The organism is Streptomyces sp. NPDC002573, assembly GCF_042889625.1.
GTDB lineage: Bacteria > Actinomycetota > Actinomycetes > Streptomycetales > Streptomycetaceae > Streptomyces > Streptomyces gibsoniae.
The window spans coordinates 38,718-52,650 of sequence record NZ_JBIARC010000010.1; the positions used below are offsets into that span (position 1 = coordinate 38,718).

Sequence of the window (13,933 nt, forward strand, 5' to 3'; positions counted from 1 at the left end):
CATGGCCGAGAAGATGGCACTCGCCAAGGCGATCAACGAGTCGCTGCGCAAGGCCCTGGAGTCGGACCCCAAGGTCCTGGTGATGGGCGAGGACGTCGGCAAGCTCGGCGGTGTCTTCCGTGTCACCGACGGTCTGCAGAAGGACTTCGGCGAGGAGCGGGTCATCGACACCCCGCTCGCCGAGTCCGGCATCGTCGGCACGGCGATCGGCCTGGCCCTGCGCGGATACCGCCCGGTGGTGGAGATCCAGTTCGACGGCTTCGTCTTCCCGGCGTACGACCAGATCGTCACCCAGCTGGCGAAGATGCACGCCCGCTCCCTGGGCAAGGTCAAGCTGCCGGTCGTCGTCCGTATCCCCTACGGCGGCGGCATCGGTGCGGTCGAGCACCACAGCGAGTCCCCCGAGGCGCTGTTCGCGCATGTGGCCGGCCTGAAGATCGTCTCTCCGGCGAACGCGTCCGACGCGTACTGGATGATGCAGCAGGCGATCCAGAGCGACGACCCGGTGATCTTCTTCGAGCCCAAGCGGCGCTACTGGGACAAGTCCGAGGTGGACCCCGAGGCGATCCCGTACCCCCTGCACAAGGCGCGCGTGGTGCGTGAGGGCACGGATGTCACGCTGGCCGCCTACGGCCCGATGGTGAAGGTGTGCCAGGAGGCCGCCGTGGCCGCCCAGGAGGAGGGCCGGTCGCTGGAGGTCCTGGACCTGCGCTCGGTCTCGCCCCTGGACTTCGACTCCGTACAGGCGTCGGTGGAGAAGACCCGCCGCCTGGTGGTGGTGCACGAGGCGCCGGTGTTCTTCGGCTCCGGCGCGGAGATCGCGGCCCGGATCACGGAGCGGTGCTTCTACCACCTGGAGGCGCCCGTGCTGCGGGTCGGTGGCTATCACTCCCCGTATCCGCCGGCGCGGCTGGAGGAGGAGTACCTGCCGGGCCTGGACCGGGTGCTGGACGCCGTCGATCGCGTCCTGGCGTACTGAGGAGAGGGTCGTGACGACGATGACTGACGCGTCCGTGCGCGAGTTCAAGATGCCCGACGTGGGCGAGGGTCTCACCGAGGCCGAGATCCTCAAGTGGTACGTCCAGCCCGGCGACACGGTCACCGACGGGCAGGTCGTCTGCGAGGTGGAGACCGCCAAGGCGGCCGTGGAACTGCCCATCCCGTACGACGGGGTGGTCCGGGAACTGCGCTTCCCCGAGGGCACCACGGTGGACGTCGGCACGGCGATCATCGCGGTCGACGTGGCCGGGGCCGCCCCCGCCGCACCGACGCCGGCCGAGACGCCCTCGGTACCGGAGCCCGCGGTCGAGCAGCCCGTGGCGGAGGAGCCCAAGCCCGAGGGCCGCAAGCCGGTCCTCGTCGGGTACGGCGTCGCCGAGTCCTCCACCAAGCGCCGCCCGCGCAAGACGACCGCGGCCGTCGCCGAGGCCCCCGGCCTCGCGGCGGCGGCGCTCCAGGGCGAGCTGAACGGGCACGGCGGCAAGTCCCGCCCGCTGGCGAAGCCTCCGGTGCGCAAGCTGGCCAAGGATCTGGGTGTCGACCTCACGACGGTCATCCCCTCCGGCCCGGACGGGATCATCACCCGCGAGGACGTGCACGCGGCCGCGGCCCCCGCGCCCGTGGCGCCCGCCGTGGTGGTCCCCGCTCCGGCGGTGAAGCGCCCGGCCGCCCCGGCGCCCGTGGTGACGTACGACACCGCGCGGGAGACCCGTATCCCCGTCAAGGGCGTCCGCAAGGCCACCGCGCAGGCGATGGTCGGTTCCGCGTTCACCGCGCCGCACGTCACGGAGTTCGTCACGGTCGACGTGACCCGCACGATGAAGCTGGTCGAGGAGCTGAAGCAGGACAAGGACCTCCAGGGTCTGCGGGTCAACCCGCTCCTGCTGATCGCCAAGGCCCTGCTGGTCGCGATCAAGCGCAACCCCGACATCAACGCCTCCTGGGACGAGGCCAACCAGGAGATCGTGCGCAAGCACTATGTGAACCTCGGGATCGCGGCGGCCACCCCGCGCGGTCTGATCGTGCCGAACATCAAGGACGCGCACGACAAGACTCTTCCGCAGCTCGCGGAGGCCCTGGGTGAGCTGGTGGGGACGGCCCGCGAGGGCAAGACGTCCCCGGCGGCGATGCAGGGCGGCACGGTCACGATCACCAACGTCGGGGTGTTCGGTGTCGACACGGGCACGCCGATCCTCAACCCGGGCGAGTCGGCGATCCTCGCGATCGGCGCGATCAAGCTCCAGCCCTGGGTCCACAAGGGCAAGGTCAAGCCCCGCCAGGTCACGACCCTCGCGCTCAGCTTCGACCACCGCCTGGTGGACGGCGAGCTGGGCTCGAAGGTCCTCGCGGACGTGGCGGCCATCCTGGAGCAGCCGAAGCGGCTGATCACCTGGGGCTAGCCCCCGGGGCAGAGCACGACGAAGGGGCCGACCGCGGGATGCGGTCGGCCCCTTCGTCGTGGTGCGCGAGGATCAGACGGCGAAGCCGTAGTTCAGCAGCTTCTTCGCGTCGGCCGTGCGGTTGTCGATGGACGTCGACGCCAGGACCGTACCGATGATCGTCTTGCCGTTGCGGGTCGCGGCGAAGACCAGGCAGTACTTGGCCTCCGGGCCCGAGCCCGTCTTCACGCCGATGGCGCCGCTGTAGGTGCCGAGCAGCGGGTTGGTGTTGGTCCAGTTGTAGTAGCGGTAGCCACCGCTCTTGGTGGTGACCTTCTGCTGCGTCGACTTGGTGTCGACGACCGAGCGGAAGGTGGAGTTCTTCATCGCGTTGCTCGCGAGCTTCGTCAGGTCCCGCGGCGTGGAGAAGTTGTTGCCGTTGCCGATGCCGTCGAACGAGTCGAAGTGCGTCTTCGTCAGGCCGAGGCTCCGCGCGGTGCTGTTCATCTTGCCGATGAACGACTTCACGCGCGCGGCGCGGGTCGAGCCGGAACCGAACTTGTCCGCGAGCGCGTAGGCCGCGTCACAGCCGGAGGGCAGCATCAGCCCGTACAGCAGCTGACGGACGGTGACCTTGTCGCCGACGATCAGGTGAGCCTGGGAGGCGTTGTTCGCGACGACGTAGTCGCTGTAGGCCTTCTGGACCACGACCGTGGAGTTCAGGTTCAGGTTCGACTGGGACAGGACCACCTTGGCGGTCATGATCTTGGTGGTGGAGCCGGTGGACAGCTCCGTGTCGGCGGCCTTGGTGAACAGGCTCTTGCCGGTGCCGTTGTTCATCACGAACCCGCCCTTGGCGGTGATCGTGGGCTTCGTGACGGCCTGCGCGGGGGCCGCGGTGAGGGCGGCGGCGGTCAGCACGGCGCCGGTGGTGAACACTGCCGCGGCGGCTCGGCGAACTCGCGCGCCCTTAATGCCGGTAATCAAGTTGAACGCTCCGATTGCGTCTCTGATGCACTGTGTACATCCAAATGCCCCTGGCGAGCGGCCAGATGACAGGGCCGCTTCATAGTGAGACACGTAACTAGCACAGAAGGATGTGCGGTTGCCGGGACGAATGTGGAGCGGGTTCTGTCGGGTCCGCATCGTGGACGCGCATCGGCTTGCGTACCTGTTGTATCTATGATGTGCGCATGCCTTCAGCGCCGTCCGCCGCCCCCGCTCCCGAGAAGCCGTCCGCCAAACAGCCGCCTGCTGCCGACCGCGTGTACACGCACGTCAAACGGGGCGTCCTGGAGCGCCGTTACGAGGGCGGGACGCTGCTCACCGAGGGAGAGCTGGCCGAGGCGGTGGGGGTCTCCCGGACGCCGGTGCGCGAGGCGCTGCTGCGGCTGGAGGTCGAGGGGCTGATCAGGCTCTACCCGAAGAAGGGGGCCCTGGTCCTGCCCGTCTCCGCGCAGGAGATCGCGGACGTGGTGGAGACGCGTCAGCTGGTGGAGACGCACGCGGCCCGCAAGGCCGTGCCCGCCCCGCCCACCCTGATCCACCGTCTGGAAGAACTGCTCGCACGCCAGAAGGAGCAGGCCGCCGCCGAGGACCTGGCCGGGGCGGCGCTCACCGACCGCACCTTCCACGCCGAGATCGTGCGCAGCGGCGGCAACGAGATCCTCTCCCGTCTGTACGACCAGCTCCGCGACCGTCAGTTGCGGATGGGTGTGGCGGTCATGCACTCCCACCCCGACCGGATCGCCAAGACGCTCACCGAGCACGAGGAGATCCTCGACGCCCTGCGGTCCGGGGACGCCGAGGCGGCCGTCGAGGTCGTCCATCGGCACGTCAGCTGGTTCTCCCACCTGGCGCGGGGTGAGGTGCGATGAGCTTCCGTTCCCTGAACTCCCGTTCGGTCTCCCTGCCCGGGGACCCGCCGGGCGGCCGTCGTGCGGTCGGGGTGTGGGCCATCGGTGTCGCGGTCTACTTCGTCGCTGTGATCTTCCGCACATCCCTGGGGGTGGCCGGACTCGATGCCGCGGACCGTTTCCATGTGAACGCGTCCGCCCTGTCCACCTTCTCGATCCTCCAGCTCCTCGTGTACGCGGGCATGCAGATACCCGTCGGCCTGCTGGTGGACCGGCTCGGCACCAAGAAGGTGCTGACCATGGGCGTCGTGCTCTTCACGGCCGGCCAGGTGGGGTTCGCGTTCTCCCCGTCGTACGGCACGGCGCTCGCCTCCCGCGCACTGCTCGGCTGCGGTGACGCCCTGACGTTCATCAGCGTGCTGCGCCTCGGCACCCGCTGGTTCCCGGCCCGCCGCGGTCCGCTGATCGCGCAGCTCGCCGGTCTGGTGGGCATGGCGGGCAACCTGGTCTCGACGCTCGTGCTGGCGCGGCTGCTGCACGGGATCGGCTGGACGGCCGCGTTCGGTGGCAGCGCGCTCGCCGGGGTCGTCGTCCTCGCCCTGCTCCTCCTGTTCCTGAAGGACCACCCCGAGGGCTTCGAGCCGGAGCCGTTCCCGCACCACGGGTCGGCGTACGTACGACGGCAGATCGCGGCGTCCTGGCGGGAACCCGGCACCCGCCTCGGTATGTGGGTGCACTTCACGACCCAGTTCCCGGCGATGGTGTTCCTGCTGCTGTGGGGCCTGCCGTTCCTGGTCCAGGCGCAGGGCCTGTCACGGGCGGCGGCCGGGGAGCTGCTCACGCTCGTGGTGCTGTCGAACATGGTCGTCGGCCTGGTCTACGGGCAGATCGTCGCCCGGCACCACCGGGCCCGGCTGCCGCTGGCGCTCGGCACGGTCGGGGCGACGGCGCTGCTGTGGGCGGCCACGCTGTACTGCCCGGGCCCGCACGCACCTATGTGGCTGCTGGTCATGCTGTGCGCGGTGCTCGGGGCCTGCGGCCCGGCCTCGATGCTCGGCTTCGACTTCGCGCGTCCGGCGAACCCACCGGAGCGTCAGGGCACGGCCTCCGGCATCACCAACATGGGCGGTTTCATCGCGTCCATGACCACGCTGCTGGCGATCGGCGTGCTGCTGGACACGACCGGCGACGACTACACCGTGGCGTTCTCCGCCGTGTTCGTGCTGCAGGCGCTGGGGCTGAGCCAGATCCTGCGGCTGCGCGGAAAGGCGGCGCGCAGGGAGCAGGAGCGGCTGGTGGCCAGCCGGGTGGAGACGGTGCACGTGCCGGCCTAGGTCCCGCGCGGCCGCCCGGCACGCCCGGGCGTCAGCGCCGCGGGGGCTCCAGGCCCAGCACCCGGTCCTTCAGCGCCGGGAACTGCTCTCGGGTGGACGCGACCTTCCCCGGGTCGAACTCCACCGTGAGGATCTCCTCGTCGGCGCCGGCCTCCGCGAGGACCTCGCCCCACGGATCCACCACGATCGAGTGACCCGCCTGCGGAACCCCCGCGTGCGTCCCGGCCGTTCCACAGGCAAGGACGTACGCCTGGTTCTCGATCGCCCGCGCCTGGGCCAGCAGCGTCCAGTGGGACCGGCGGCGCTCCGGCCAGCCCGCCGGGATCACCAGCGTCTCGGCCCCCCCGGCCACGAGTGAGCGGAACAGCTCGGGGAAGCGGAGGTCGTAGCAGGTGGCCACGCCGACGGTCGTCTCCGGCAGGCGCACGGTCACCAGCTCGCTTCCCGCGCCCATCAGCACCGCCTCGCCCTTGTCGAAGCCGAAGCGGTGGATCTTGCGGTAGGCGGCGGCCAGTTCACCGGAGGGGGAGAAGATGAGAGACGTGTTGTAGAGGGGGCCCTCGGGGTCGCGTTCGGGGATCGAGCCGGCGTGCAGCCACACGCCCGCGTCGCTCGCCGCCTTCGCCATCGCCTCGTGGGTGGGCCCGTCGAGCGGTTCGGCCTCGGTCCCGAACTCCTCGTAGGCGAACGCGCCGGTGGTCCACAGCTCGGGCAGCACCACGAGGTCGGCTCCGGCTTGATCTCGTACCAGGGAGGCGGCCCGTCGTCGGCGTGACTCGGCCGATTCGTCCTCGTCTACCCGGATCTGGATCAGGGAGGCGCGCACACTACCACCGTCCTGGCATTCGAGGGTTCTCTTCAGGCCTACGATCGTCACACGAAAGCACTGCCGGGGTGCCTCACAGGAGCGTAACTTAACGTCCCAAGACACCCGCCGACAGTCGCCTCCCGTCGACACCGCTGTCAACCGCCCGCGCACCGACCGCCCGAGGGGTCCCGTTCCGTGAGTCTGCATCCCACCCTCCAGCCCTACGCCGACGCCTGGACCCACTCGATCGAAGCGATATCGGAGCTGGTGCAGCCACTCGTGGAGGGCGAGTGGAACCGGCGGACGCCCTGCCCCGCCTGGTCGGTGCGGGACGTGGTCTCCCACGTCATCGGCATGGACTGCGAGATGCTCGGCGACCCCCGCCCGATCCACACGCTCCCGCGCGACCTCTTCCACGTCACGAACGAGCACCAGCGGTACACGGAGATGCAGGTCGACGTCCGCCGCCACCACACGGCGCCCGAGATGACGTCCGAGCTGGAGTACACGATCATCCGCCGCAACCGCCAGCTGCGGAACGAGTCGCGGGACCCGGGTACCAAGGTGCGGGGCCCGTTCGGCATCGAGCAGACGCTCGAGGAGGCCATGCGGTACCGCGCGTTCGACGTCTGGGTGCACGAGCAGGACCTGCGGACGGCGCTGGGGCGCCCGGGGAACCTGGACTCGCCGGGCGCGCTGATCACCCGGGACGAGCTGCTGGCCGCGCTGCCGAAGGTGGTGGCCGAGAGCGCCGGGGCGCCCGCCGGTTCGGCGATCGTCTTCGACGTCCACGGCCCCGTCGAGTTCATGCGCACGGTCCGCGTCGACGCGGAGGGGCGCGGCACGATCGACGGCACGCCCTCGCTGGGCCCGGCGGTGTCGCTCACGCTGGACTGGGAGACGTACGTCCGTCTCGCCTGCGGCCGCGTCACCGCGGACGTCGTGGCGGACCGCATCAAGGCGGAGGGCGACCCGGAACTGACGGCGGCGATCCTGCTGGCGTTCGCGGTCACCAAGTAGCGGACCGGGACCGGACCGGCGGATCGCGCCGCGCCGCGGGGGGCGCGGTGCGGAAGGCGCGCGCCCCTGCCGCCGTGGGCCGTTCAGTCCTCCTCCCGCTCCTTGTCCGCCAGATGGATCACACACACGGCCACCGCGATCAGCAGCGCCGGATCCGCGTCCTCGCGCACGATGTCCACGCCGTACGTCTCGCGGAGGGTCAGCCAGCGGCGGGAGATCTGCGCCAGCAGCTCCTCCTCGTACTCGACGGCGAACTCGCGGTCGAGGATCTTGCCGCTGACGTCGAGTTCCGTGCCGTCCGCCAGCGAGACGCGGTAGTGGTTGCGCAGCAGGGACAGACGCTTGCGCCTGATCCGGGCGAGCGGTTCGCCGTCGCGCTCGATGACCATCGTGTCGCGCAGGGCGAACATCTTCTGGTGGATGTCGATCAGGACGCGCCCCTGCGTGTCCTTCAGCTCGAATGTGTCCCGCAGCCGCATCGCCTTGCCGTCGACCAGGAACACCTTGTTGCCGTGCTGGTCCTCGATCCAGTAGTCGTCACCGAAGCCGAGGAGCCGGTCGCGTACGAGGAATCTCATACGAAGAGGGCTTCCCCCGCGGCGGGTCCGAAACGCCGCCGGTAGGCCGACGGACTGAGCCCGGTGTCGCGCCGCAGCCGCGCCCGCAGATTGGCGGCGGTGCCGAGGCCGCTGCGGGCGGCGACCACGTCCAGCCGCTCCTCCCCGCGCTCGATCAGCCGGCACGCGAGGGCGACCCGCTCCCCGGTCAGCCAGGCGAGCGGCGTGGTGCCCAGCTGGCTGCGGAAGCGCCGATGCAGGGTGGCGGGGCTCACCGCGGCGCGTGCCGCGAGGCCGGCGACCGTGAGTGGTTCGTCCAGGCGCTCCTGTGCCCAGGCCAGCAGCGGGGCGAGCGACTCGTCGGGCACCGTGGGCACCGGGCGTTCCACGAACTGCCGCTGCCCGCCGTCGCGGTGCGCCGCGAACACCAGCCGCCGGGACACGGCGTTGGCGATCTCGGCGCCATGGTCGCGGCGGACGACATGCAGCCCCAGATCGAGCGCGGAGGCGCTGCCGGAGGCGGTGAGAATGTCGCCGTCGTCCACGAACAGCACGTCCGGCTCCAGCCTGACCTGCGCAAAACGTGCCCGGAACGCGTCCGCCCACATCCAGTGGCAGGCCGCCCGCCGCCCGTCGAGCAGCCCGGCCTCCGCGAGGGTGAACGCACCGGAGCAGAAGCCGACCAGCCGTGCGCCTCGCGCATGCGCCCGGCGAACTGCCCGCAGGACCTCCGGGGAGCGCGGGGTGTCGGTGTCGGGCCGGTTCGGCACGATCAACGTGTCGGCCTCGTCGGCCGCGTCCAGCTCCGCCACGTCGGTGAGCGTGAAGAAGCCGTCCCGCATCCGGGTGCGGGGCGCGGCGGCGCAGAGCCGGAAGTCGTACAGCTCCCGGCCGAGTTCGGGCCGCGGCAGTCCGAAGACCTCGATGGCGCAGCTCATCTCGAAGGGGTTCGAGTTCTCGTCCACGACGAGGACCACGCGATGGGTGGGGCGCGGCTGAGAGGATCCTTGCGGCATATGCGATTCCTAGCACTCGCCTGCCCCTGACGGCACCCCGCACGATGGCCCCATGGAATCCCAGGAACCCCGGCAGCACCCGGAGCCCGTCGCCCTCGCCGCGGCCCTCGCCTCCTTCTCCGAGCTGTGGAGCCCGCGCATCGTCACCACCGTCAACGACTACGACGTGCGCGTCGCCAAGGTCGAGGGCGAGCATCTGTGGCACACACACGACCACACCGACGAGTTCTTCCTCGTCCTGGACGGCGAACTGCGCATCGCGCTGCGGGAGCCGGCCGGCGAGCGCACGGTCACCCTCTCCCGGGGCTCGGTCTTCACCGTCCCGCGCGGCACCGAGCACAAGCCCTCCGCGCCGGCCGGAGCATCGATCCTGCTGTTCGAGCCCACCGGCACGATGACAGTCGGCGACCGCCACGAGGAGGTCCCGGACCACGTCGACGCGACGACGGGGCACCGGCTCGCCTGAGGGGGCGGCACCGGACGTCGCGCCGGACGCGGACGAGTCCCCCGCCGCCGGCGGGGGACTCGCGCACGGACCGTTCGGAAGGCCGGACTACCGGTAGCCGTCCCGGGTGTCCCGCATGTCCCGTCTGTCGCGCAGGTCCTCGTCGTCCTCGTCCCACGACGAACGGTTGTCGTCGCGCTCCCGGCGCAGGCCGGCGCCCTCCACATCGCCGTCCGCCCGGCCGGACCCGCTCATGTCAGGGTCGCGCCGGCTCCGGTCGCGCCTGTCCTCACCGGTGATCTCCCCGTGCTCGCGCTCACGGTCCCGTCGGCGGGTCTGGTCGTCGATGTCTCGTGGCATGGAACTGCTCCCTTGCGATGGGCCCCCCTGTCTGCGACGAGCATCTCCCCGTGACGGCATGTGCGCATCCCGTACGTGTACGGACCGTCACCGCGTTGTCCACAGGTTCGGTTCCGTACCGGGCTCCGTGCGCCGACACGGCCGCGCCGTCATCGGGTTCCGTCGGGCCGGAGAAGCCGGTGTTCCGCGCCCGTACGAGGGGCGTCCGCAGGGGCAGGGCCGACCGGTACCAGGCCCGCGCGGCGCCCGCCCGCTCCGCGTTCGTGCCCGTCCGCAGACACCCCAGCAGCGCGGTTCGGACGCGTCCGTGTCCGAAGGCATTCAGAGCCGGCTCGATGAACTGACGGCTCCGTACGTTCCGGCAGTGCCATGAACACCTGCGGCGCCCGAGCCGTCCCACCGGCAGTCGTCTCGTTCCCGTCTCCGGCCAACCGTCGCTCCCATGTCCCAGGGGGTGCCGCACGCGTGTGATCCGACGTTCATACCAGGATGGCAAGCTTGAAGCATGAACGATGCCGCCCCGGCGCCCACCCCGACGCCCCGCCGACGTGCCCGTGTCCGTGCCCCCGAGCTGATCGGCAAGGGCGGCTGGCTGAACACGGGTGGAAAGCAGTACACCCTCGCCGATCTGCGAGGACGTATCGTCGTCCTCGATTTCTGGACGTTCTGCTGCATCAACTGTCTGCACGTCCTGGACGAGCTGCGCGAGCTGGAGGAGAAGCACCGCGACACCGTGGTGATCATCGGCGTGCACTCGCCGAAGTTCGTCCACGAGGCGGAGCACGAGGCAGTCGTGGACGCCGTCGAGCGGTACGGGGTGGAGCACCCCGTCCTGGACGACCCGGAGCTCGCCACCTGGAAGCAGTACGCCGTCCGCGCCTGGCCGACGCTCGTCGTCATCGACCCCGAGGGATACGTGGTCGCCCAGCACGCGGGCGAGGGCCATGCCCACGCGATAGCGCGGCTCGTCGAGGAGCTGGAGGAGGAGCACGCGGCGAAGGGCACCCTGCGCCGTGGCGACGGCCCCTATGTGGCGCCGGAGCCGGAGCCCACGACCCTGCGCTTCCCGGGCAAGGCGCTCCTGCTGCCGGCCGGCACCTTCCTGGTCAGCGACACCACCCGGCACCGGCTGGTGGAGCTGGCGGCGGACGGCGAGACGGTGGTGCGGCGCATCGGATCGGGCCTGCGGGGCTTCTCGGACGGCCCGGCGGACGCGGCGGCCTTCAGCGAGCCGCAGGGTCTGGCGCTGCTGGACGAGGGCGCGGTGGTCGTCGCCGACACGGTGAACCACGCGTTGCGCCGCCTGGACCTGGCGACCGGGGAGGTCACCACGCTCGCGGGCACGGGTGCCCAGTGGTGGCAGGGGTCGCCCACCTCCGGTCCCGCCCGGGAGGTGGACCTCTCCTCGCCGTGGGACGTGGCGGTCTTCGGCGGCCGGGTGTGGATCGCCATGGCGGGCGTGCACCAGCTGTGGACGTACGACCCGGAGACGGCCACGGTCGCGGTGGCGGCGGGCACCACCAACGAGGGGCTGGTGGACGGCCCGGGAGCCGAGGCGTGGTTCGCGCAGCCGTCGGGTCTCGCGGTGTCGGCCGACGGGGAGCGTCTGTGGCTCGCGGACTCCGAGACGAGCGCCCTGCGCTGGGTGGACCGGGACGGCACGGTCCACACGGCGGTCGGCACGGGGCTGTTCGACTTCGGGCACCGGGACGGCGCGGCCGAACAGGCGCTGCTCCAGCACCCGTTGGGCGTGACCGCGCTGCCGGACGGTTCGGTGGCGGTCAGCGACACCTACAACCACGCGCTGCGGCGCTACGACCCGGCGACGGGCGAGGTGACGACGCTGGCGACGGACCTGCGGGAGCCGTCGGACGCGGTGCTCGCCGGTGAGGACATCGTGGTGGTGGAGTCGGCCCGCCACCGGCTGACCCGGCTGCGGCTGCCCGAGGAGGCGGTGCAGGTCGCCTCGGTCGCCCATCGCACCCAGCGCGCGGCGACCGACGTGGCGCCCGGCAGGCTCCGGCTGGACGTCGTCTTCCAGGCCCCGGCCGGACAGAAGCTGGACACGCGCTACGGCCCCTCGACCCGTCTGCTGGTGTCCTCGGCCCCGCCCGAGCTGCTGCTCCAGGGCGAGGGAGCCGGTACGGATCTCGCCCGCGAGCTGGAGCTGAACCCGTCCGTGTCGGAGGGTGTGCTGCATGTCTCGGCGATGGCGGCGTCCTGCGACGACGATCCGGCGAACGAGTATCCGGCGTGCCACGTCCACCAGCAGGACTGGGGCGTCCCGGTCCGGGTCACCGAGGGCGGGGCGGACCGGCTTCCGCTGGTGCTGGCGGGCATGGACGCGGAGTAGGCCGGCGAGGCGGCCGGGACGGCCGGGCGCGGGGTCAGACCCCGTACCCGCCGTATCCGTCACCGGGACGGTGCCGTTCCTCCTCGACGACGGGGGCGGGCGGCACCACGACCCGCCTCCGGCGGTAGATGCTGCTGAACGTGGCGACACCGATGAACCCGACGATCATGAATATGACGCCGACGAGGTGAAGGTTGACGCCCTGCATGTGCCAGTCGGTCGCAAACGCGAGGATGGCCCCCACGGCGATCAGGATGATGCATCCACCCAGGCCCATGAGTCCTGCCCTCCCTGTGGGGTCCGGTCCTTCCGGCCCCGAACCCGGGTACCCGGGAGGGCGGTGGGCATGCCGGGGTGATCGCACGGGCGCCCGAACGGCAGGTCCGAAGGGCCGGGCCGGTCCGGGCGGCCGCCGGGCGCGTCAGCCCTCCAGGAACGCCACCAGTGCGCTCGCCAGCAGGTGCGGGTCGTCCGCGGCGCACAGTTCGCGGGCGCTGTGCATCGACAGGATCGCCGCGCCGATGTCGACCGTCTTGATGCCGTGGCGGGCCGCCGTGATCGGGCCGATGGTCGTGCCGCAGGGCATCGCGTTGTTCGAGACGAATGACTGGAAGGGGACGTTCGCCTTCTCGCAGGCCGCGGCGAAGATCGCGCGGCCCGAACCGTCCGTGGCGTAGCGGTTGTTGACGTTCACCTTGAGGATGGGGCCGCCGCCCGCACGCGGGTGGTGGGTCGGGTCGTGCCGCTCCGGGTAGTTGGGGTGGACGGCGTGCCCGGTGTCGGAGGACAGACAGACCGAGCCGGCGAGGGCCCGCGCCCGGTCGTCGTAGGAACCGCCCCGGGCGAACACCGAGCGTTCCAGCACGGATCCGAGCAGCGGGCCGTCGGCGCCGGTGTCGGACTGGGAGCCGTTCTCCTCGTGGTCGAAGGCCGCGAGCACCGGGATGAAGGAGAGGGCGCTGCCGGAGCCGGCGACGGCCGCGAGCGCGGCGGTGGCCGCGTGCACGGACAGCAGGTTGTCCATCCGCGGGCCAGCCACCAGCTCCTTGTCCCGGCCGAGGTAGGCGGGCGGTTCGACGGAGTGGGTCATCAGGTCCCAGCCCGTCACCTCACCCGCGGACAGGCCGAGCTCCTGCTCCAGGAACGCGATGAGGTCCCCGTCGCGCACCTCGTCGCCCAGTCCCCAGACGGGCTGCAGATGACGCTGCTTGTCCAGCTTCAGCCCCTCCGTGGAGACCGAGCGGTCCAGGTGCACGGCGAGCTGGGGCACGCGCAGCAGCGGTCTGTCGATGTTCACGAGTCGGGTGGAGCCGTCGCGCAGGGAGAGCCGGCCGGACAGGCCGAGGTCGCGGTCCAGCCAGGAGTTGAGCAGCGGGCCGCCGTAGATCTCGACCGCGATCTGCCGCCAGCCGTGGGCACCGCTGTCCGGTCGCGGCTTGACCCGCAGATTCGGGGAGTCGGTGTGCGCGCCGATGATCCGGAAGGGCGTGTGCGCGCCGGCGCCCTCGGGGACGTACCAGGCGATGATCGCGCCCCCGCGGAGCACGTACTTCCCGCCGCTCGTCCCGTCCCACGCGTCCGTCTCCGAGACCTGCCGGAAGCCGGCCTTCTCCAGCCGCTCGGCGGCGTGCGCCACCGCGTGGTACGGCGACGGGCTGGCCGCCAGGAAGGACATGAGGTCGTCGGTGTGGCCGCGGTCGAAGCGAGGGCTTGAGCTCATGGGTTCACCTTAACGACGGGCGAGGGCCCGCTCCCGTTGATGGGGAGCGGGCCCTCGTAAGGGGGATGTGGAGGTTGACCGGCGCC

At 71.3% G+C, this 13,933-nt stretch carries 14 protein-coding genes; 7 read left to right on the forward strand and 7 right to left on the reverse strand.

Features of this window, described 5'->3' with window-relative positions; translation table 11 throughout:
* Position 1 precedes the first annotated feature (1 nt).
* Positions 2–979, forward strand: coding sequence for an alpha-ketoacid dehydrogenase subunit beta (locus ACFYX0_RS12425; RefSeq protein ID WP_355906463.1), 978 nt, complete (start codon positions 2–4; stop codon positions 977–979).
* A gap of 10 nt (positions 980–989) precedes the next feature.
* Positions 990–2,399, forward strand: a complete 1,410-nt coding sequence (locus ACFYX0_RS12430) for a dihydrolipoamide acetyltransferase family protein (protein ID WP_388969610.1) — start codon at positions 990–992, stop codon at positions 2,397–2,399.
* A gap of 72 nt (positions 2,400–2,471) precedes the next feature.
* On the opposite strand, the gene ACFYX0_RS12435 is transcribed toward ACFYX0_RS12430, so the two are convergent.
* Entirely contained in the window at positions 2,472–3,365 is an 894-nt protein-coding gene (locus ACFYX0_RS12435) for a serine hydrolase (RefSeq protein ID WP_355906457.1), read from the reverse strand.
* A 206-nt stretch (positions 3,366–3,571) separates the two neighbouring features.
* On the opposite strand from ACFYX0_RS12435, the gene ACFYX0_RS12440 reads away from it, so the two are divergent.
* Both ACFYX0_RS12440 and ACFYX0_RS12445 read left to right on the forward strand, forming a co-directional pair.
* Positions 3,572–4,255 (forward strand): GntR family transcriptional regulator, encoded by a 684-nt coding sequence (locus ACFYX0_RS12440; RefSeq protein ID WP_388969612.1) that lies wholly within the window; start codon positions 3,572–3,574, stop codon positions 4,253–4,255.
* Entirely contained in the window at positions 4,252–5,568 is a 1,317-nt protein-coding gene (locus ACFYX0_RS12445; protein ID WP_388969614.1) for a nitrate/nitrite transporter, read from the forward strand. Before ACFYX0_RS12440 ends, ACFYX0_RS12445 begins: the two co-directional genes overlap by 4 nt.
* A 31-nt stretch (positions 5,569–5,599) precedes the next feature.
* Here ACFYX0_RS12445 and ACFYX0_RS12450 read toward each other — a convergent pair whose 3' ends face one another.
* A complete protein-coding gene (locus tag ACFYX0_RS12450) occupies positions 5,600–6,394 on the reverse strand; it encodes a carbon-nitrogen family hydrolase (protein ID WP_388969616.1) in 795 nt (264 codons plus the stop codon).
* Positions 6,395–6,571: 177 nt separating this feature from the next.
* Between ACFYX0_RS12450 and ACFYX0_RS12455 the strand changes: the two genes are divergently transcribed.
* Positions 6,572–7,396, forward strand: a complete 825-nt coding sequence (locus ACFYX0_RS12455) for a maleylpyruvate isomerase family mycothiol-dependent enzyme (RefSeq protein WP_388969618.1) — start codon at positions 6,572–6,574, stop codon at positions 7,394–7,396.
* Between the two features lie 83 nt (positions 7,397–7,479).
* Here the strand turns inward: ACFYX0_RS12455 and ACFYX0_RS12460 are convergent, their stop codons facing one another.
* Together ACFYX0_RS12460 and ACFYX0_RS12465 are read right to left on the reverse strand one after the other, a co-directional pair.
* On the reverse strand, positions 7,480–7,974 hold the full coding sequence (locus ACFYX0_RS12460) for an LURP-one-related family protein (protein WP_311693665.1): 495 nt from the start codon (positions 7,972–7,974) through the stop codon (positions 7,480–7,482).
* On the reverse strand, positions 7,971–8,969 hold the full coding sequence (locus tag ACFYX0_RS12465; protein WP_388969620.1) for a GlxA family transcriptional regulator: 999 nt from the start codon (positions 8,967–8,969) through the stop codon (positions 7,971–7,973). Before ACFYX0_RS12465 ends, ACFYX0_RS12460 begins: the two co-directional genes overlap by 4 nt.
* Positions 8,970–9,021: 52 nt before the next feature.
* On the opposite strand from ACFYX0_RS12465, the gene ACFYX0_RS12470 reads away from it, so the two are divergent.
* The gene (locus ACFYX0_RS12470) at positions 9,022–9,435 is read left to right on the forward strand and encodes a cupin domain-containing protein (RefSeq protein ID WP_388969622.1); all 414 of its coding nucleotides are present in this window, start codon (positions 9,022–9,024) and stop codon (positions 9,433–9,435) included.
* Positions 9,436–9,522: 87 nt separating this feature from the next.
* Here ACFYX0_RS12470 and ACFYX0_RS12475 read toward each other — a convergent pair whose 3' ends face one another.
* On the reverse strand, positions 9,523–9,774 hold the full coding sequence (locus ACFYX0_RS12475; RefSeq protein WP_311693659.1) for a hypothetical protein: 252 nt from the start codon (positions 9,772–9,774) through the stop codon (positions 9,523–9,525).
* Positions 9,775–10,279: 505 nt separating this feature from the next.
* Here ACFYX0_RS12475 and ACFYX0_RS12480 point away from each other — a divergent pair.
* Positions 10,280–12,127, forward strand: a complete 1,848-nt coding sequence (locus ACFYX0_RS12480) for an NHL domain-containing thioredoxin family protein (protein WP_388969624.1) — start codon at positions 10,280–10,282, stop codon at positions 12,125–12,127.
* 34 nt (positions 12,128–12,161) lie between these two features.
* Here the strand turns inward: ACFYX0_RS12480 and ACFYX0_RS12485 are convergent, their stop codons facing one another.
* Both ACFYX0_RS12485 and ACFYX0_RS12490 read right to left on the reverse strand, forming a co-directional pair.
* The gene (locus ACFYX0_RS12485) at positions 12,162–12,404 is read right to left on the reverse strand and encodes a DUF6458 family protein (protein ID WP_311693652.1); all 243 of its coding nucleotides are present in this window, start codon (positions 12,402–12,404) and stop codon (positions 12,162–12,164) included.
* A gap of 144 nt (positions 12,405–12,548) precedes the next feature.
* The gene (locus ACFYX0_RS12490; protein WP_388969626.1) at positions 12,549–13,847 is read right to left on the reverse strand and encodes a M18 family aminopeptidase; all 1,299 of its coding nucleotides are present in this window, start codon (positions 13,845–13,847) and stop codon (positions 12,549–12,551) included.
* Between the last annotated feature and the right edge of the window lie 86 nt (positions 13,848–13,933).

Bases quoted from the DNA above. Each gene is read 5' to 3' on its own strand.
- ACFYX0_RS12445 (WP_388969614.1), top strand. From the start codon at position 4,252: ATGAGCTTCCGTTCCCTGAACTCCCGTTCGGTCTCCCTGCCCGGGGAC.
- ACFYX0_RS12485 (WP_311693652.1), bottom strand. From the start codon at position 12,404: ATGGGCCTGGGTGGATGCATCATCCTGATCGCCGTGGGGGCCATCCTC.
- ACFYX0_RS12465 (WP_388969620.1), bottom strand. From the start codon at position 8,969: ATGCCGCAAGGATCCTCTCAGCCGCGCCCCACCCATCGCGTGGTCCTC.
- ACFYX0_RS12480 (WP_388969624.1), top strand. From the start codon at position 10,280: ATGAACGATGCCGCCCCGGCGCCCACCCCGACGCCCCGCCGACGTGCC.
- ACFYX0_RS12475 (WP_311693659.1), bottom strand. From the start codon at position 9,774: ATGCCACGAGACATCGACGACCAGACCCGCCGACGGGACCGTGAGCGC.
- ACFYX0_RS12460 (WP_311693665.1), bottom strand. From the start codon at position 7,974: ATGAGATTCCTCGTACGCGACCGGCTCCTCGGCTTCGGTGACGACTAC.
- ACFYX0_RS12490 (WP_388969626.1), bottom strand. From the start codon at position 13,847: ATGAGCTCAAGCCCTCGCTTCGACCGCGGCCACACCGACGACCTCATG.
- ACFYX0_RS12440 (WP_388969612.1), top strand. From the start codon at position 3,572: ATGCCTTCAGCGCCGTCCGCCGCCCCCGCTCCCGAGAAGCCGTCCGCC.
- ACFYX0_RS12470 (WP_388969622.1), top strand. From the start codon at position 9,022: ATGGAATCCCAGGAACCCCGGCAGCACCCGGAGCCCGTCGCCCTCGCC.
- ACFYX0_RS12425 (WP_355906463.1), top strand. From the start codon at position 2: ATGGCCGAGAAGATGGCACTCGCCAAGGCGATCAACGAGTCGCTGCGC.